The sequence below is a fragment of the Aliikangiella sp. G2MR2-5 genome (genome assembly GCF_015687155.1).
Taxonomy (GTDB): Bacteria; Pseudomonadota; Gammaproteobacteria; order Enterobacterales; family Kangiellaceae; genus Aliikangiella.
Genome location: NZ_JADPQF010000003.1, coordinates 589,111 through 606,822 on the forward strand (window position 1 = coordinate 589,111; position 17,712 = coordinate 606,822).

Annotated in this window: 16 protein-coding genes; 14 read left to right on the forward strand and 2 right to left on the reverse strand. The window is 41.4% G+C overall.

All coding sequences use genetic code 11. The features are described from left to right. A complete protein-coding gene (miaA, locus tag IYN84_RS12955) occupies positions 1–957 on the forward strand; it encodes a tRNA (adenosine(37)-N6)-dimethylallyltransferase MiaA (protein WP_196139624.1) in 957 nt (318 codons plus the stop codon). 19 nt (positions 958–976) lie between these two features. Here miaA and IYN84_RS12960 read toward each other — a convergent pair whose 3' ends face one another. After that, the gene (locus tag IYN84_RS12960; protein WP_196139625.1) at positions 977–1,681 is read right to left on the reverse strand and encodes a lysoplasmalogenase; all 705 of its coding nucleotides are present in this window, start codon (positions 1,679–1,681) and stop codon (positions 977–979) included. Between the two features lie 204 nt (positions 1,682–1,885). Between IYN84_RS12960 and IYN84_RS12965 the strand changes: the two genes are divergently transcribed. From IYN84_RS12965 to IYN84_RS13015, 11 genes are all read left to right on the forward strand, one after another. After that, entirely contained in the window at positions 1,886–2,404 is a 519-nt protein-coding gene (locus IYN84_RS12965; protein ID WP_196139626.1) for a hypothetical protein, read from the forward strand. Between the two features lie 218 nt (positions 2,405–2,622). Further along, complete coding sequence (recQ, locus tag IYN84_RS12970) at positions 2,623–4,743, forward strand: DNA helicase RecQ (protein WP_196139627.1); 2,121 nt, start codon at positions 2,623–2,625, stop codon at positions 4,741–4,743. A 397-nt stretch (positions 4,744–5,140) separates the two neighbouring features. Further along, a complete protein-coding gene (gene hfq, locus IYN84_RS12975; RefSeq protein ID WP_196139628.1) occupies positions 5,141–5,413 on the forward strand; it encodes an RNA chaperone Hfq in 273 nt (90 codons plus the stop codon). A gap of 144 nt (positions 5,414–5,557) precedes the next feature. Next, positions 5,558–6,859: a ribosome rescue GTPase HflX gene (gene hflX / locus IYN84_RS12980; protein WP_196139629.1), complete on the forward strand. Its 1,302-nt coding sequence runs from the start codon at positions 5,558–5,560 to the stop codon at positions 6,857–6,859. A gap of 111 nt (positions 6,860–6,970) precedes the next feature. After that, positions 6,971–8,008 carry an FtsH protease activity modulator HflK gene (gene hflK, locus IYN84_RS12985; RefSeq protein ID WP_196139630.1) on the forward strand — a complete coding sequence of 346 codons (1,038 nt, stop codon included), beginning with the start codon at positions 6,971–6,973 and terminating at the stop codon, positions 8,006–8,008. Next, entirely contained in the window at positions 8,001–8,903 is a 903-nt protein-coding gene (hflC, locus tag IYN84_RS12990) for a protease modulator HflC (protein WP_196139631.1), read from the forward strand. Before hflK ends, hflC begins: the two co-directional genes overlap by 8 nt. A 70-nt stretch (positions 8,904–8,973) precedes the next feature. Next, positions 8,974–9,156 (forward strand): DUF2065 domain-containing protein, encoded by a 183-nt coding sequence (locus IYN84_RS12995; RefSeq protein ID WP_196139632.1) that lies wholly within the window; start codon positions 8,974–8,976, stop codon positions 9,154–9,156. 117 nt (positions 9,157–9,273) lie between these two features. Next, a complete protein-coding gene (locus IYN84_RS13000) occupies positions 9,274–10,575 on the forward strand; it encodes an adenylosuccinate synthase (RefSeq protein WP_196139633.1) in 1,302 nt (433 codons plus the stop codon). 157 nt (positions 10,576–10,732) lie between these two features. After that, complete coding sequence (locus IYN84_RS13005; protein ID WP_196139634.1) at positions 10,733–11,293, forward strand: DUF4124 domain-containing protein; 561 nt, start codon at positions 10,733–10,735, stop codon at positions 11,291–11,293. Positions 11,294–11,341: 48 nt separating this feature from the next. Continuing rightward, entirely contained in the window at positions 11,342–11,779 is a 438-nt protein-coding gene (locus IYN84_RS13010) for a GNAT family N-acetyltransferase (protein ID WP_196139635.1), read from the forward strand. Between the two features lie 256 nt (positions 11,780–12,035). Beyond that, positions 12,036–15,209 (forward strand): sensor histidine kinase, encoded by a 3,174-nt coding sequence (locus IYN84_RS13015; RefSeq protein ID WP_196139636.1) that lies wholly within the window; start codon positions 12,036–12,038, stop codon positions 15,207–15,209. A gap of 232 nt (positions 15,210–15,441) precedes the next feature. Here the strand turns inward: IYN84_RS13015 and IYN84_RS13020 are convergent, their stop codons facing one another. Further along, positions 15,442–16,410, reverse strand: a complete 969-nt coding sequence (locus IYN84_RS13020; protein WP_196139637.1) for an integron integrase — start codon at positions 16,408–16,410, stop codon at positions 15,442–15,444. Positions 16,411–16,691: 281 nt separating this feature from the next. Here IYN84_RS13020 and IYN84_RS13025 point away from each other — a divergent pair, with 281 nt between their 5' ends. After that, positions 16,692–17,210 carry a YcxB family protein gene (locus IYN84_RS13025; RefSeq protein WP_196139638.1) on the forward strand — a complete coding sequence of 173 codons (519 nt, stop codon included), beginning with the start codon at positions 16,692–16,694 and terminating at the stop codon, positions 17,208–17,210. 116 nt (positions 17,211–17,326) lie between these two features. Further along, on the forward strand, positions 17,327–17,593 hold the full coding sequence (locus tag IYN84_RS13030) for a hypothetical protein (protein ID WP_196139639.1): 267 nt from the start codon (positions 17,327–17,329) through the stop codon (positions 17,591–17,593). Positions 17,594–17,712 lie beyond the last annotated feature (119 nt).

Consider the following 17,712-nt stretch of genomic DNA (forward strand, 5'->3'; position numbering starts at 1 on the left):
ATGAGTGATTCAATTGCAATAGCAGAGCCGGATAAGCCGGTAATCTTTATCATGGGACCTACTGCAAGTGGAAAGACTGCGTTGGCGAGTGAGCTCTACCAAACTGGGAAGTTTGAAATCATAAGTGTAGACTCGGCAATGGTATACAGAGAAATGAATATTGGGAGTGCCAAGCCGAGTGCAGAAGAACTTTTGCAGGCACCACACCATTTAATAGATTTTCTCGATCCCAAAGAGGCTTATTCTGCAGCTAATTTTGCCCATGATGCAAAAAGGCTGATCAATGATATTCATGCGCGCGGTAAAATGCCTTTGCTTGCTGGCGGAACCATGCTTTATTACAAAGCGCTTAAAGATGGACTGGCTAACTTACCGCAGGCAGATGAAGCTGTTCGAGAGAAATATAAGATTGAGCTTGTAGAGCAAGGAATTGAATCTTTATATGCTAAATTAACATTAGTCGATCCAATAACCGCGGAACGACTTCACACAACTGACACTCAGCGCATTTTGCGTGCACTGGAAGTGTATGAAGTGAGTGGTAAACCTCTTTCACAGTGGCATCAGGAGCAGCAACTCGATGCATTACCTAACCCTTTATTGTCGATAGCCTTGGCGCCAGAGGACCGCAGCGTACTGCATCAAAGAATCGCCAAACGATTTGACTTGATGATGAAACAGGGCTTTTTACAAGAAGTAGAAAATCTCTATCAACGGGGCGATCTCGAGTTGGATTGTCCATCGATGAAATGTGTTGGTTATCGTCAGCTCTGGATGCACTTGAGTGGAGAGCTTAGTCTGGAGGAAGCGATCGAAAGAGGTATTATCGCGACCCGGCAACTGGCTAAAAGGCAGTATACCTGGTTGAGAAGCTGGCCGGATGCCAAATGGTATGATCCGTTGCAGCCAGAACAATTGATTGCGGCGAAATCGACTATTCTAAACTTTATTTCGTAAAATCAGCCTGACTTATCAATTAAACCGGTAACCAGGGGCTACCGGTTTGCATTACTGCGATAGTTGCAGCGAGAACAAACTGTCCAGCGTAATAAAGTGGCAATCCAAAAACACGATCACTAAATTTTGGTGTTTTAAAGCGATGACTGGCGACAAAAAAATCCGAAAGCGCAAATAGAATCGCGCCCATTGCGACCAGAGTTAACTGTCCGTCGATTCTTAAAGAAAGCCCCAGCGCGGTCATTACCGCAATAACAAACATATAGGCGATCACGCCGTATTTAAGCACGCCGCTGAGTGAATCTTTGATCCAGTTGTAAACAAAATACATGGCGAACGATAGACCAGTCAGTGCTGCCAGCCACTCCAATCCTTGATAGTCATATTGAAGAAAAGCGGTTATATAAGCGAGGTGGCCGATTAAAAATGCTGCCATACCGGCGAGAAAACTCTTTTTACTTTTGAAAATCAAAAAGACGTCACCGATGACGCCAAAGAATACTCCGACCAACAGCAGGATAGAATAGATAGTTTGCGACTGATAAGTGAGTATCACGCAAAAGGCGAGAAGACAAAGTGAAGTCATCGTTTTAAATGTTCCCGCAATTGCGCCTTTTTTATGATAGTCGGCGATAAGCAGCGCGACCAAAAATAAAATTGCAAAAGTTGCCAGTAGCTGACAAGTAAAAAGGATTTGGGCGGAGAGTTGTAGCGTTTCAGTCACTTTGATTCTTTTGTTTTTTTGTTGTAGATGACTTGTATTGTGGAATAAGGTGTAAGGTGTGTCTAGTGGTTTGCTCTAATAACCCGGAGTGAAAGGTTATTGATTACATGGGAGTCATGGCATATTCTAATTTAACCTGACTTAATGCGCCGAATAATAGGAATCATCGGTGCTCAAATTCACTGACGTATTACAGGGTGTAGTGTGAAAAAAGCATCTAGATTTATGCCTGAATACAATGCAAAAAAGGCAAATAAACCTGCGCTGTTGGTTCTGAGCGCAGTTGTGTTAGTTGTCTTTATCTATCAGCCGGTTTTTCTTTTGATTCCGCTAGGGGTAGCTGTATTAGTCATGCTCTGCGTTGCAATCGAGCAGCCCGGGATTGAAAAATATTTTCAAAACTTATGTGAAGATCGCAAAGGTTTATCAATTTGTGATTTTTCCAGAGAGTTTGATCCAAAGGTTGTCGATACATGGATTATCCGTGCAGTTTATGAGCAGCTTCAAGTAGCATTACCCACGAAACAAAAAGTCCCTATTAGAGCTTCCGATAGTCTGTTTGATACATTAAAGCTAGATGAAGACGACATCGAATTAGATTTAGTCGAGGAGGTTGCGCAGAGAACAGGTCGAAGTTTGAGCGAATATAAAAATAACCCTTACTATGGGAAGGTGACAACTGTGCAAAACCTGGTTTTATTTTTTAATCATCAGGCTCGATAAATGCCTTAGTAGGTTGAGTTAGCTTTGCGTAAGCCAACTTTTAAAGGACTTAGTAAAAATGGAAAGCACTCAAGAGTCCTGATATTTTGAAGGCAGACTCGAAGTCATCGAGCTATTATCTGACAAAGCAATCAGCCATTCCCCATCGGATCTCAAGCAAAAACACTTTATAATTCACACATCTTGTTCTAATTCCCAAAATTGGCTACCAAAACTTAATGAATAAAGCCTACGAAATTTTAAAGTCTGTATTCGGCTACGATGAGTTCCGTCACAATCAAAAGGCGATCATCGAAGCGCTGATTAATGGCCGGGATGTACTCACTTTGATGCCGACCGGTGGTGGCAAGTCTTTGTGCTATCAGGTGCCGGCATTGGTACTGGAAGGTACCGCGGTAGTGATTTCTCCACTAATTGCGCTGATGCAGGATCAGGTTGAGGCATTGGAACAGCTTGGCATTAAAGCGGCCTTTCTCAATTCAACCCTTTCCTTTCATCAGGTCCGCCATATCGAGTCAGAGTTGCTCTCCGGCCAGCTCGATTTGTTGTATATCGCGCCGGAACGTCTGACTATGCCGTCGACTATCGGCTTATTACAACAGGTGAACATCTGTCTTTTCGCTATCGATGAAGCTCATTGCGTGTCTCAGTGGGGACATGATTTTCGGCCGGAATATCGAAAGCTTGACTGTTTGGCCAGTCAGTTTCCTGCGGTACCTCGTATTGCCCTGACTGCAACTGCGGATCAGCGGACCCGTCAGGAAATCATCGAGCATTTAAAGCTCAATAATGCCGAGCTTCACGTTAGCAGCTTTGATCGCCCTAACATCACTTATCAAATTCAGGAAGGGGCGAGCGGGCGTGAGCAATTGTGGCGCTTTATTCAGTCGCAGCACGCTGAAGATGCGGGAATTGTCTATTGCCTGTCGCGCAACAAAGTTGAATCGGTTGCGTCCTGGTTATCACAAAAAGGAAGGGTGGCACTGCCTTATCATGCGGGGCTTTCGGCTGAAGAACGTGCCAAAAATCAGAGCCGTTTTTTGCGAGAATCGGGAGTCATCATTGTCGCGACTATAGCTTTTGGTATGGGCATAGACAAACCGGATGTTCGTTTTGTGGCCCATTTGAGTCTACCCAAAAATATCGAAGCCTACTATCAGGAAACCGGTCGAGCCGGTCGAGATGGTGAGCCGGCGACGGCCTGGATGAGTTATGGATTACAGGATGTAATTACCCTGCGTCAGATGATGGCGCAAAGTGATGCCAACGAGCAATATAAACAAGTCTCTCGTCAGAAACTGGAAGCACTCCTCGGTCTCTGCGAGCAAACCTCCTGCCGGCGCCAGACACTATTACGCTACTTTGGCGAGCCATTGGATTCTGCGTGTGGTAATTGTGACAACTGCATTAATCCACCACAGACCTGGGATGCAACCGAGGAAGCGCGAAAGGCTCTTTCCTGTGTTTATCGAACCGGCCAACGTTTTGGAGTGGCTTACCTGGTGGATATATTGCGAGGTAAAGACGATCCTAAAATAATCGAGAGAGGTCACCATGAGCTATCCACGTTTGCCATAGGCAGTGAGCTATCTGTTGCTGAGTGGCGTAGCTTGTTTCGCCAATTGATCGCTCAAGGTCTACTTAATGTCAATCATGATCGATATGGTGCGATTGAACTGGACGAGTCCTGTCGTCCATTGTTAAAGGGCGAAGCAACCCTGGCTGCGCGAAAGCCGGTAGAGAAGGAAAAGGAGAGTAATAAGTCGAGGAGTTCAAGAGCTGCGAAGCTTTCTTCAATTCACTTACCACTGTTTGAAGCACTGAAGGCGTTGCGCCGAGCCTACGCCGATGAGCAGGGTGTTCCGCCCTATGTCGTTTTTCACGACGCAACGCTGATTGAAATGGTTGAGAAAAGGCCTTCTACTTTGAGTGAGATGCAATTTATAAGTGGAGTCGGTAGTCGAAAAATAAGTCTCTACGGTGATGAGTTTCTGTCCACTATCAAAGCGCATCCTTTGCCACAAGGCGTATTTCCTCAGTTGTCGGATACGGTCAATGAAACGATGATATTACTTTCACAGTCGTTAAGCGTGAAAGATATTAGTCAACGGCGAGAGCTTGCTGAGTCAACCATTTATTCTCACCTGTCCACTGCAATTGAGGCGGGATTAATCGATCCAACCGAGGCACTGGCGCTAGACTCCGATGATTACCATTTAATCGTTCAAGCGCTTAACAGTGTCGACGCAAGTTTAAAAGATGCGCGAGAGCTGTTGGGGGAAGCATTTGATTATGGTGTGATCCGTTGTGTGGCGGCTGCCGAAGGATATTCTAACTAGGTATTATGACTTTAAGATTTGGGGATCTTGGTAAGATTTACGTTATTCTATGAAATATTTCGTAGTCGATATCGTTTGAAGTCGATAGAATATCAACTTTATTGGGGATATTTGCTCCACAGGTGTTGAACTTGCTGGATTTTAGCCCCACTAAGGAAGAGAAAAGGTTTTAGTACCATTACCTTTGCATATTTAGCGAAAGCAGGAATTAGGTGCTAAAATTATTTTCGAGGCGGTAGATTTTTTGAATTTGTCGCTTTTTGTCATGAAAACGGGACGTTTTTGTCAAAGTATTGCTATCAGTCTGCAGGCTTTACAAGAACAATAACTATACAAAGAGACTCACAAACCCTCGTTTTAAGTCTCAACAGAAAAAGAATATTTAAAGGAGACAGTTATGTCAAAAGGGCAGAGCTTACAAGACCCTTATCTTAATGCGTTGCGAAAAGAGCGCGTTCCAGTTTCAATTTTCCTTGTTAACGGTATTAAATTGCAGGGGCAGATCGAGTCTTTCGATCAGTTTGTTGTATTGTTGAAAAACACTGTTAGTCAAATGGTCTATAAACATGCCATTTCGACAGTCGTTCCAGCTCGAAATGTTAAGCTACCACATGGTGGTGAAAATGAGCATGGTGGCGATAATGGTGGCGATAGTCAGGGGAATTATTAATCCTGAGTATTCTACTTAACGATCAAAGTCAAATACCAGTCTATACGCCGGCCATCGATGATGGTTGGCGTTTTAACTTTTTGTCTATCATTTATTCACCAAGTTTGACCGCGAATTTTGCGGCAGCAATCAAGAGTTACGCCATTGTTTGAAAGACACGCAGGCGGAGAAAACGCCGTTCTTGTCCACATTGATTTCCCTGATGCGCAAAACAAAGAAGATAAAGATGAGTTCATCGATCTTGCTATTTCTGCTGGTTTGCAAATAAAAGAAATCGTTGGAGGCAGCAGGCAAACGCCACATCCGCGCTATTTTATTGGTAGTGGTAAAGCTGAGGAAATTGCTCAGCATGTTAAAGACAAAGAAGCCGATGTCGTCTTGTTCAATCATCGACTGTCACCAGCTCAGGAGCGAAATCTGGAGCGCCTGGTCGAGTGTCGGGTGATCGATAGAACCGGATTAATTCTCGATATATTTGCCCAGCGCGCGCAGACTCATGAAGGAAAGCTTCAAGTCGAGTTGGCCCAACTAAATCATTTATCCACCCGCTTAATCAGAGGCTGGACTCACCTTGAGCGACAAAAAGGTGGTATCGGTCTTCGTGGTCCGGGGGAAACTCAGCTGGAAACGGACCGACGCTTGTTGCGTGAGAGAATCAAAACCATTCGCAAGCGTCTGGAAAAAGTTGAGAAGCAGCGGGAGCAGAGCCGGCGTTCGCGTAAGCGAGGAAACTTGCCAACCGTGGCCCTGGTGGGATATACCAATGCCGGCAAGTCGACTTTGTTTAACCGTATCACCGAGTCTACTGTATACGCCGCGGATCAATTGTTTGCGACCCTGGACCCGACTCATAGAAATATCGAATTAGTACCTGGTCAACAAGCGATTCTATCCGATACAGTTGGGTTTATTCGTCATCTTCCTCATGATTTGGTTGCTGCCTTTAAAGCAACCCTGCAGGAAAGCCGTCAAGCTGACATTTTGTTACATGTTATTGATGCGTCTGATGAAAGAAAAGACGACAATATTGAGCAGGTTTATGATGTACTCGAAGCTATCGGGGCTCGAGATATAAAGACCGTGGAGGTCTACAATAAAATCGATGCTATGGAAGAAGTCGTTTCCAAAGTTGAGCCGGGGATTGATGATGAACCAGATCGGGTCTGGGTTTCAGCGAAAACTGGTGAAGGTATGGAGCTCTTATGCCAAACTATAAGTCATCAATTGGACATACAGTGGCAGCAGTTATGTTTACGAATTGTACCTCGCGACCTGGGTTTAAGAAGTGAATTACACGACTTGAACGTGATAGAGTCGGAAAATGTAGAAAATGATGGAAGTTTTAAGCTACAGATTCGTATTAGTCAGGCTGACTGGCGAAGATTGGTAAGGAAAACCGAAGGACATATTGAAAAGTGTGTTCTTGAAGAAGATAGAGAGGATTGATTTGCATCCTTTATCCAGCCTCAATAAAATGAGACCAGCAGACTACTTGAGAAAAGTTGGTTATTAGGTCGAACTAACAAGTAAACAATTAATCATTAATTGGAGAAAAAGATGCCTTGGAATGAACCGGGTAATAATAATGGTAATAAGGATCCTTGGGGGAACCGCAATAAAAATGACGGTCCACCAGATTTGGATGAAATGCTAAAGAAAGTCACTGGTATATTTGGTGGCGGTAAAGGGGGGAGTACAAGTAATAAAAGTGCACCCAAAGGTTTTTTTATTACTGGGTTACTTATTCTTGCTGGTATTTGGGGATTCAGTGGTATTTATACTATTAATGAAGCCGAGCGTGGGGTTATTCTTCATTTTGGCCAATATGACCGTACCGTTGGAGCCGGTTTGGGCTGGGTTCCTCGAGGAGTCGAAAAGGTCATTAAAGTTAATACCGATATAATGCGTAGCACCAAAGTCGAAGGTGTTATGTTGACCAAAGATATCAATATTGTTGAAGTGGATGTTGGTATTCAGTACAAGATTGAATCTGCGGAAGACTATCTATTTAATCTAGCGGATGCTGAAGTCACCCTAAATCAGGCTGCTGAGTCTGCACTAAGGCAGGTAGTAGGCAACTCTGTCGTTGATGCGATATTAACGACTGATAAAGAGCGTATACAGAACGAACTCAAGTATGAAATGGAACAAGTTCTTGCTGGGTATAAAAGCGGTCTGGCAGTACGAACAGTAACCCTTGAAAGAGTTCGCCCGCCAAGGGAAGTGAACGATGCGTTTGAAGAAGTAAACCGGGCGGCGCAGGACGCTAAAAAAGTAAAGCAGGAAGCAGATGCCTATGAAAATGAGAAACTCCCGCTCGCTATCGCTAAGGCTGAAAAGGCTCGCCAACAAGCTGATGCCTATAGAGCAACTATTCTTGCCAAAGCCAATGGTGAAGTAGCGCGTTTTAAGCAGTTGCTTCCGCAATACACTGCAGCACCGGAGGTTACTCGAACTAGACTTTATATAGATGCGGTTGAAGAAGTTATGTCAAAATCCACTAAGGTGATGATTGATACGGATGGTAATAACAACATGTTGTATCTACCGTTAGATCAGATTATGAAAAATAAGCGTGGAGGTAACAATGAGTAATCGAGGTTTCTTTACTATATTAATTACCTTACTTTTGTTAGTTGTTGGCTCAAAGTCTATCTATATTGTCGATCAAACAGAAAAAGCTTTAGTGCTCCGTTTCGGTAAAGTTCTACGTGACTCTGAAAACATTCCTGTTGTAAATGATCCGGGTTTGCACTTCAAAGCACCCTTCGTGGACTCAATCGTTATTCTGGACAAGCGAGTTCAATTAATGGACGGCTCTCCTGATGTCTTTACAACTCAGAATAAAGAGTTTCTGGAAGTCGATACTTATGTTCAATGGAAGGTTGTTGATTTCGCTAAATTCTATATTCGAACAAATGGCAATTTTAAGAATGCTGAAGACTTTCTTGAGAACTATGTCGACAATGGTTTGCGCAACCAATTTGGTAATCGTACTCTCGAACAAGCAGTTTCTGGAGAGCGGGAAGAACTTATGGACGAAATCAAAAGCTTCGTTAATCAAGCAGACAAAGCCCCTGAGTACGGTATGGAAGTGGTCGATATCAGAGTTAAAAAGGTGAATTATACTCCCCGAGTACTGGCTAATGTTTATGAGCAAATCAAGTCTGAGCGTCGTGCGCAAGCGGTAAAAATTCGTAGTGAAGGCCAACAGGAAGCAAATATTACGATTGCAAAGACCGATGCTGAAGTATTAAGAACGCTTGCAAATGCAGATGAATATGCGCGTACGGTTAAGGGTAATGCAGATGCTGAAGCAGCGAAAATTTATGCTAATACCTATAACAAGAATCCTGAGTTCTACGCGTTTTTGCGCAGTCTTGACGCTTATAAAGCATCGTTTAATAAACAGGGCGACATTATTGTCGTTCAGCCTGATAGTGATTTCTTTAAGTACTTTAAAGATGCTAAAGGTAAGAAAAGCAAATAATTGAAAGGTATTCGAACTTCCAGGCAGCCATATGGCTGCCTTTTTTATTGGTAAATAAGAGTATTTAGTTATGACAGATTTTCTAGCCGCTTTCGCGATAGCCATGATTCTGGAAGGTATGATGCCATTTATTTCACCCAAAAACTGGCGTGAAATGGTTATAAAAATCAGCATGTTACCTGATAGCCAGCTACGCAGGTTTGGCGCGCTGGTGATGCTCAGTGGGCTGGTATTGCTCTATCTTGTGCGCTAAATGAACAAAAATTGTTAAAAAATCCCTAAAAAGTGCAGAAATTTGCGTTTGATAAGAGTAAAATGCGCGGTTTCCTGTCAGGGCAACTGAAAAAGAGATAGTTAAAGAGCTATTGTTATGTCTAAAAATGTCGTAGTACTTGGCACCCAATGGGGTGATGAAGGTAAAGGTAAAATTGTCGACTTACTAACCGATCGTGTTAGTGCTGTAGTGAGATACCAAGGGGGGCACAATGCCGGACATACCCTGGTAATCGACGGAAAGAAGACCGTGCTTCACCTGATACCATCCGGTATTTTACGTGACGATGTAAAATGCCTAATTGGCAATGGCGTAGTCTTGTCTCCTGAAGCATTGGCAACTGAAATGAAAATGCTTGAAGATAACGGTGTACCAGTTCGTGAAAGACTTCGTATTAGCAGCGCATGTACGTTAATTTTGCCCTATCATATTGCATTGGACCAGGCTCGTGAAGCTGCGAAAACTGGTGACAAGAAAATTGGTACCACTGGCCGAGGAATTGGTCCTGCTTATGAGGACAAAGTTGCTCGTCGAGGCCTGAGAGTGGATGACCTCTTCTATCCTGAGCGCTTAAAAGAAAAGCTGACAGAGGTACTTGAGTACCATAACTTTGTATTAACGAATTATTATAAGCAAGATGAAATAGGCTTGGAAGCAACCTACCAGTCGTGTCTGGAGTATGCTGAATTACTGAGAGATTTGGTTGAAGACATTCCTGAAACACTACATAAAGCGCGTGAAAATGATGAGTCGCTTTTGTTTGAAGGTGCTCAGGGAACACTGTTAGATATCGATCATGGTACCTTTCCGTTTGTAACTTCTTCTAATACTACTGCCGGTGGAACTGCCACTGGTTCTGGCTTCGGACCTCTTTATCTTGATTATGTTCTGGGTATAACCAAGGCTTACACGACCCGTGTTGGTGGTGGACCATTCCCAACTGAATTGTTTGACGATATTGGTAAACATCTTGGAGAAAAAGGTCATGAGTTTGGTGCAACAACCGGTCGTCAGAGACGTTGTGGATGGTTGGATGCAGTTGCCCTAAAGCGAGCCATTCAAGTAAACAGTGTGACAGGTATTTGCCTGACCAAGCTGGATGTTCTGGATGGACTGGAAACAGTGAAAATCTGTACTTCATATAAGTGTCCAGAAAAAGGCGAATTAACCACTACGCCTGTTGGTGCAGAAGGTTTTGCTCGAGTAGAACCTCAATATATCGAAATGCCGGGTTGGAAAGAATCAACCTTCGGCGTTCAAACCTGGGAAGACCTGCCAGAAAATGCAAAAACCTATATCGCAAAAATCGAAGAGCTAGTAGGTATCCCGGTCGACATAGTTTCAACCGGACCTGATCGTATAGAGACCATTACTCGCCGTGATCCATTTGAGATTTAGTATTAACCGCTCAAATAAGAAAGCCGCTTTTTAGCGGCTTTTTTATTTGGCTCTCTGCACTAGTTTAATCAAGCTTGAGGGAAATGCTCGCTAATATCAGTTTAAGCTACGCTCTGCTTTTAATTACATCATTTATCCTATAGGATTATTTAAATGTATGAAAATTAATCAGGAAAAAGGTATGAAAGGAGTGGCTAACTCTTTGATCTCGAGTGTCTTTTGCATGCTTTTCTGCCAGATGGCTATTAGCGGGGAAATTTACAAATGGACCGATGAAAAAGGAAGGGTACATTACAGTGACAAACCTGCTAACAAGTCAAAAAAGGTTGAGTCGAAAAAGGTTGAGCTGAAAAACATTTCTAGCGTAAAAGGGGATCCGGATAAAGTAAAACAAGCCACTACGGTGCTCTCAAAAAGCCTTCAGAAAAACCAACAATCTAATAATAAAAGTAGTTTCAGTAGAAAAATATCTGCAAACACACAGAGTCCAGGACTATCAGACAAAGAAATAAAGTCACGCATTACTGCGTGTCGTAAGGCAAATAATGTTGATTGTTCACGTTCAGATATCATCAAACAGAAAAGGGACGAGGACTGGATAAATAGTCCTGGTGGTAAAGAGCACCTCAAAAGAGTTTCCGAGCAGGCCAGACAACGGAAGGAAGCTCAGCAAAGACGAATTCAGAATTGTTACATGAGTGGGCGAACTAATTGCTAGAATCGTTTGAGTTAAAGTTTCGATTTTATTTCGGGTAAATCGGCCGCATTGAAACTTATCGCTTATCAAGATAAAGACTTCCATTATCTATGGGATACTTATGTGTCCACCATGAAGTGCCAAGTTGAAAAGCAGGTAGGGTGGAATGATTGCTGGCAAAAAGCCCATTTTAAAGTGTTGCTCGATAATTACAGTACTTTTGTTATCGAAGAAAATTACCATCACGTAGGTTATGTTCAATTTAGAGATAGAGGCGAAAAAGTTTATATCGTGATGTTAGTACTGGAATTTTCACACCAATCGAAAGGAATTGGGGCTGCGGTTTTGAATCAAATTCAGAGCGAGTCCCAAGGTAAGGCGATTGAGCTACGTTGCTTTCAAGTCAACCAGCGAGCTTTTCAGTTCTATAGTGATAACGGGTTTAGAGCTATAGATAAAGATGATGATTTTATCCTAATGCGTAGAGAGAGTAACTCCAGCGCTTAAAAGCTAATAGTTTTTATCGAGTAGGTAATAAGTATACTGAAATAAATGGGTAGCTCGAATTTATACCTGGTACTAGAGTAATATTTATTAAGAAATTATACGCGATTGAATAAAAAGCTAGTAATACCACTAAATAGTTCAAGTTCCACTATAATTAAATGAATAAAATAATATAAAGCAAAAGCAGTTGATCTCTACTTTCTCTTTAAAAATATTGCTTACAAAAAGCACCCTCCTTGTAAAGTGCGTTTTTCGCTTGTCTACAGTTCTCTATTTAACTTCTATCTTCTGTCTCAGTGCTGAGTCTTTGCAAATTACCCGTCTTATTTATCCTAAAGGACTAACTCAAAATAGCATCAATGATATTTTTCAGGACGATGAAGGCATTATGTGGTTTGCTACGAGAGGCGGAATTCACTATTTCAATGGCGAACAATTTAGAAAACTTGAGTTAAGTACTGATTCAGGGCCGGTTACGAACGTTTTGTATGAATCGATATTTCAAGACTCATTAGGTTATTTATGGTTCGGTGGATTTGAGGGTGAAGTATATCGATACGACAAGTATACAGGCAATACACTGGAGCTAGGCGATACGCTAAAGGCCGCTGTAAATAGCGATGAATACCAGGGATTTGGTGGTCAGGTTTATAGCTTTGCCGAGGTTGATGCTGGTCTATTATGGATTGGCAGTGACGAAGGTATTGTGGGTATCAATCTTAGAGGCTTAGTACCTTTTGCTCTGGACTTGTCTGCACAAATAGCGGGTATTCAGGGAGTTACAGATATTCGATACAATGATGAGACTGTATGGCTGGCGACCTCTAAAGGGGTTGTTAATTTCGATCGAAAAACTAGAAGAGCCTACTACTTGAACTTGGAAAGTGAGAGTTCCAAATCAATTCGTTACTTGCAGGTTACCAAACTACTTAGTGATGAGCCATTCCTTTGGATTGGGACAGCAAGTAAAGGACTTTATCGTTACGATATAAATTCTCACTCGGTAAAGCATTTTGGTCAAAACGGCAAAGAAAAAAATCTTATCGCTGCAGGAAAAATTAACGATATCGTCCTGGATGATAAAAATCAGATATGGATTGCGCAGCAAACAGGCGGTATTCATCGCTACGATTATTTGACGGACCACTTCTATCGTTATAGTAAAGATAAGTCTAATTCGTTCAGCTTGTCTTCTAACGATATATCAAGTCTTCTTTTTGATCGCTCTAAACTATTATGGATAGGAACCTCAAACTCTGGAATTAATCAACTTAGTCGAGTAACAAATAAGTTCAGAACCTTGAAAAGTTTGGTGAATAATTCTAATAGCTTAAGTGACGACTTTGTGTGGGATATTACTAGCGATAAAAATGATAATATCTGGTTTGCTACCCTCAATGGCTTAGACAAGTATGAGCCTTTAACCGGCGGCTTTACATCCTATCAAATTCAGCGTTCGATTGAAAATAATAACCAGATAATTACATTATCCTGGAGTGCTAACGATACTTTATGGGTAGGTCTTGCAAACGGAGAGCTATTTGAGTTCTACCCGGAAACGGGAAATTTTTCTCCTGTTTATCATACTGAAATGGACGGTCGCTTTAGTAATGCCAGAATATTGCATCTCTATAAAGATAATCTGGACTATTTATGGATTGCAACCTACGAAGGAACCTATCGCTTATCTCCACAACAACAAAAGCAGGCTGCTACTAAAGCGGCTCACTATGTTGCGTTTACTTCCGCTATCGCTCGCAGAATTTATCATGATGATAAAGGACGCTTTTGGATTGGGACTAATGGACAGGGATTGCTTGCTTTCGATAATAAATTAGAACTCATTGCTTCATTTACATATAAAAAGAATAAACCCAATAGCATATCAAGCAACGTTGTTAGAAGTATCTATCAAGACTCAGACAATCGATTGTGGCTTGGAACGGCTTCTGGATTGAATATGCTGGATAGCCATGATTTTTTAAATGTGAATGAAAACTTTTTAAGGGTTGATATTGATAATGGTGTTTTAAATGACATGGTCTATTCAATTCAGCCGGGTAAAGAAAGTGATCTATGGCTCTCGACAAATTTGGGACTTGTGAAATATACCTCGGATAATCAACAGACAACCATTTTTCAAGTAGAAGATGGTATTTCTGCTAATGAGTTTAATGGCGATGCTTCGATTAGAACGAATTCAGGAGATATCTACTTTGGTAGTGTCTCGGGAGTAACATTTTTTAACCCAGACAACATTGAAGAAAATACGATTGTTCCCTCAATTATTATCCGTAATATCATGTTGGATGGAGTGTCCATGTCTTCTGCTGTATCGTTAAAGAATTTTACTCATCTGGAAGTTAATAGTGAGCTTCGAGAAATTGAAATTGAATTTTTTTCTACCGATTACCATCAACCCAGCAAAAATCGATATCGTTACCGATTGCTTCCTGTTAATCATGAGTGGAGTGAGCTGGAAAGTGGCGGACAAATTAATTTTGCTCACCTGTCAACCGGAGAGTACCAGTTGGAGCTAATGGGATCTAATAATAGTGGTGTATGGTCAAATCGTCCACGCCAGTTACTTATAACGGTTCACCCTCGTTGGTGGCAAAGTAGAACGGCTATTATACTTTATTTGCTAACTGCAATTGCTCTAGCTGCACTGTATGTCAGGAAACAACAGGCCAAGCTAAAAAGAGAAAAAGAAATAACTGATAATCTGAGTCGGTTAAATCGTCTTAAAGATGAATTTCTTGCAAATACATCTCATGAATTTAGAACGCCGTTGAATGGTATTGTTGGACTGTCTGAGTATCTCATAAATTCTTCGGAACTGAGTGAGGAGCATAAGGAGATTGCAGGGTTAATTCATTTTTCAGGCAAGCGCCTGGCAGATCTTGTTAATGATATTCTCGATGATGCCAGCCTGAATAACGGCAAGCTTATCCTTGAGTATGAAGAGTTCTTATTAGTACCTTTGGTTAAAAGTGAGATTAAGACCTTGTCATTAAATGTTAAGGCGGAAGTTGAGCTATCGATGATAGTTGAAAGTGAAGAGCTCAAACTTAATGCCGATCCGAAGCGTATAAAACAGATTATTCACAACCTGGTCGGGAACGCTATTAAGTTCACAGAGCAAGGTAAAATAGAAGTGACGATCAGCTGTGATGAAGACTGGGTTGTAATCGAAGTAGCGGATACTGGTCCTGGTATTCCGCGAGAAAAGCTCACTCATATTTTTGATAATTTTTCTCAGGTTGATGGTTCTCTTAGACGAAAGCATGGAGGAATAGGGTTGGGACTGTCTATTACAAAAAAATTGGTAGAGCTTCATCATGGGACAATAAGTGTAGACTCTGAACTCGGGGTAGGAAGTACGTTTGTCGTTCGCTTACCTAAAAAGCATTTGGGCCAGAGCATTTAGTTGTATCGATTCATACTCGAACTGAAAAATTCCGAATCCAGGTTTTATAGTGTCTGACAACAAATGATAATTCTGCTCCTGAACAAAGTGGAAATTCTAGGAGTGACATTGGAAAGGTCTCAAGGTATCTTAAAGCGGACCTTAGCCTGTATTTAAAAGTTGAAGATAATTCTCAAAATTTAACAATGAAACCTTCGGCAACTTTTTACCTATAGCGGACAATCGACTTATTTTAAAGTTTATCTAAAGGGCTTAATGTTCCAGATGGGTTTCGATTGAGAACGTGTGTATATATTTGAGTCGTTCTGACATCTGAGTGACCCATTAGTTCTTGGACTGTTCTTATATCTGCACCTGATTCTAGTAGATGAGTGGCAAAAGAATGACGAAAAACGTGCGCCGTCACTTTCTTATTAATTCCTGCTTTTTCAACAGCTTTTTTTACGTGCTTGGCAAACACAGAAGGATGAACATGGTGTCTTCGAATAATTAACGTGCGTGGGTCTGTACTAATTCGGAAGCTGGGGAATACCCACTGCCACACGAGAGATTTACCAGCATTCGGTTCTTTTATTTCTAATGCATAAGGCACTTCAACACCATTGATATTTTCTCTTCGATCTTTTAAATGTAGCTGCTCAACAAACTCGATTTGTTTTTGTAGCTCTTCGCGACAAGCTTCGGGCAGAGGTAACAGCCTATCTTTGTTACCTTTACCGCGTTTAACGATCACTTGATTACGTTCAAAATCGATGTCTTTAACGCGAAGTCGGTGGACCTCTGATTTTCTTAATCCAGTTCCATAAATTAATTTTGCCATAAGCAGCGGTATTCCGTGGAGATAATTGAGTAATCGCTTTACTTCTGATGGGGATAGCACGACTGGTAGGTTCCGATGCAATCTTGAGCGCACAGCGTTAATTGTGTTCTCCCCAAGTGGGCACTTGAGCACTTCTTTATACAGAAAAACAAGCGCACACAATGCTTGGTTTTGAGTGGATGGTGCAACCTTTCGATCGACTGCAAGATGTGTTAGAAATTGATTGACCTCATCAGAGGACATATCGTTAGGGTGACGGAGTTTATGGAAGTGAATAAAGCGTTTTATCCAGAAAACATAGTTTTTTTCCGTAAAATATGAATATTGCATTGTCCTTATTCTTTCACGGACCAACCACATAAATTTAGGTTTTTGCGTCATGTAACATCCTCCTTGATGCGCGATAATTAATCTACTTGTACAAGTAGTGCTTGTCAAGCTTTTTTGTATTAATGACGCTTTAGCGGTGTAAGCTATTGATTTAAAAGAATGTTAAAAAGTGAGTCAGGATTTAAATGCAGTAAAGTCACTTTAATCCGGAATTGACTTTGGAACCAAGTTCAGTAACTATCAGATATCTTTAAATAATTCAGTAAAATCTAAACTGTTGTTTGAATTAAAATGTGATTTACTGAATACAATCAGCTGTTAGGCAGTTTAGTATGTATTCGATTAACTTCAAAAATGATACGAATCATGTTGAAGATACACTGCGGATCTATAGAGAAATACATAAAGCAAAAGGACTTCGAATATTCCTTAAACTAATTGCTTTTCTAGGTATGTTTGCACTGCTGGCGTTCTTTGTGGCTATAGGGATAGAGATGAAACCAGGAGCATTATGGTTTGCTCTGATACCTCTATCATTGATTGTTCTTCTAATTCTCGGGCCAAAATTTGATTATGCGAATGCAAAGAAACGATTAAAAGTATCGCCTTTTTATAATGACTCAGTGAATGTGATATTTGATGACGATGGATTTAAGGCATATACGGAAAGTTCGGAAACTAAAATTCAGTGGAGTTCAATTGGTAAAATTGTACTGTTAGATGAAGGAATATTTATGTATATCGATAAATATCATTTTTTATACATACCTAATCCTCAACAGGGATATATTAAAATTAGTGATTTTACTGAGTTGCTGAATAGTCATAGTGTAGAGGTAGAGCGTGCCTAACCAGACGCTGAACCAGACAACTCATTTGGTTGTCATCAAATTTGGATCAAATTTATCGCCAACCGGCATGTTGCTGGTTAGCTGAACGTTATGCACAATCAAGATAAGGAGTATCGATGAGTCACAAGCTAGATGCAAACGAGCTAGATTCACTCGAATTAGATGGCGTTGGTGTTGTTTGTCCTGGAATGGCGGTTGAGCACCCTATGTTTGGTTTTGGCAAGGTTGAAGCGATTTATAAATTTATTAAATCTGATGACATTACTATTCGCATTAACTTTGAAGAGCACGGTTCAAAAGCGCTCGCACCGGAATATGCCAATTTATCTATCCCAAAAGTTAAGAAAGGTATATTTGGAAAATTGTTCGGTGGTAGCAAGTAATGCATAACAAAAAGTTCAACGCGGACACAGTAACCTCCGCTTCGTTTATGCGCATGCACTTCGTGCATTTTTGCGCAACACTACGCTCCAGGTTACTGTGCCGGTTAACTTGGCGTTAA

What these genes read in the sequence shown, in the direction of transcription:
- miaA (WP_196139624.1), top strand. Translation starts at nt 1, where the DNA reads ATGAGTGATTCAATTGCAATAGCAGAGCCGGATAAGCCGGTAATCTTT.
- IYN84_RS13030 (WP_196139639.1), top strand. Translation starts at nt 17,327, where the DNA reads ATGAGTCACAAGCTAGATGCAAACGAGCTAGATTCACTCGAATTAGAT.
- IYN84_RS13020 (WP_196139637.1), bottom strand. Translation starts at nt 16,410, where the DNA reads ATGACGCAAAAACCTAAATTTATGTGGTTGGTCCGTGAAAGAATAAGG.
- IYN84_RS13005 (WP_196139634.1), top strand. Translation starts at nt 10,733, where the DNA reads ATGAAAATTAATCAGGAAAAAGGTATGAAAGGAGTGGCTAACTCTTTG.
- recQ (WP_196139627.1), top strand. Translation starts at nt 2,623, where the DNA reads ATGAATAAAGCCTACGAAATTTTAAAGTCTGTATTCGGCTACGATGAG.
- hflC (WP_196139631.1), top strand. Translation starts at nt 8,001, where the DNA reads ATGAGTAATCGAGGTTTCTTTACTATATTAATTACCTTACTTTTGTTA.
- hfq (WP_196139628.1), top strand. Translation starts at nt 5,141, where the DNA reads ATGTCAAAAGGGCAGAGCTTACAAGACCCTTATCTTAATGCGTTGCGA.
- IYN84_RS13000 (WP_196139633.1), top strand. Translation starts at nt 9,274, where the DNA reads ATGTCTAAAAATGTCGTAGTACTTGGCACCCAATGGGGTGATGAAGGT.
- IYN84_RS13025 (WP_196139638.1), top strand. Translation starts at nt 16,692, where the DNA reads ATGTATTCGATTAACTTCAAAAATGATACGAATCATGTTGAAGATACA.
- hflK (WP_196139630.1), top strand. Translation starts at nt 6,971, where the DNA reads ATGCCTTGGAATGAACCGGGTAATAATAATGGTAATAAGGATCCTTGG.
- IYN84_RS12995 (WP_196139632.1), top strand. Translation starts at nt 8,974, where the DNA reads ATGACAGATTTTCTAGCCGCTTTCGCGATAGCCATGATTCTGGAAGGT.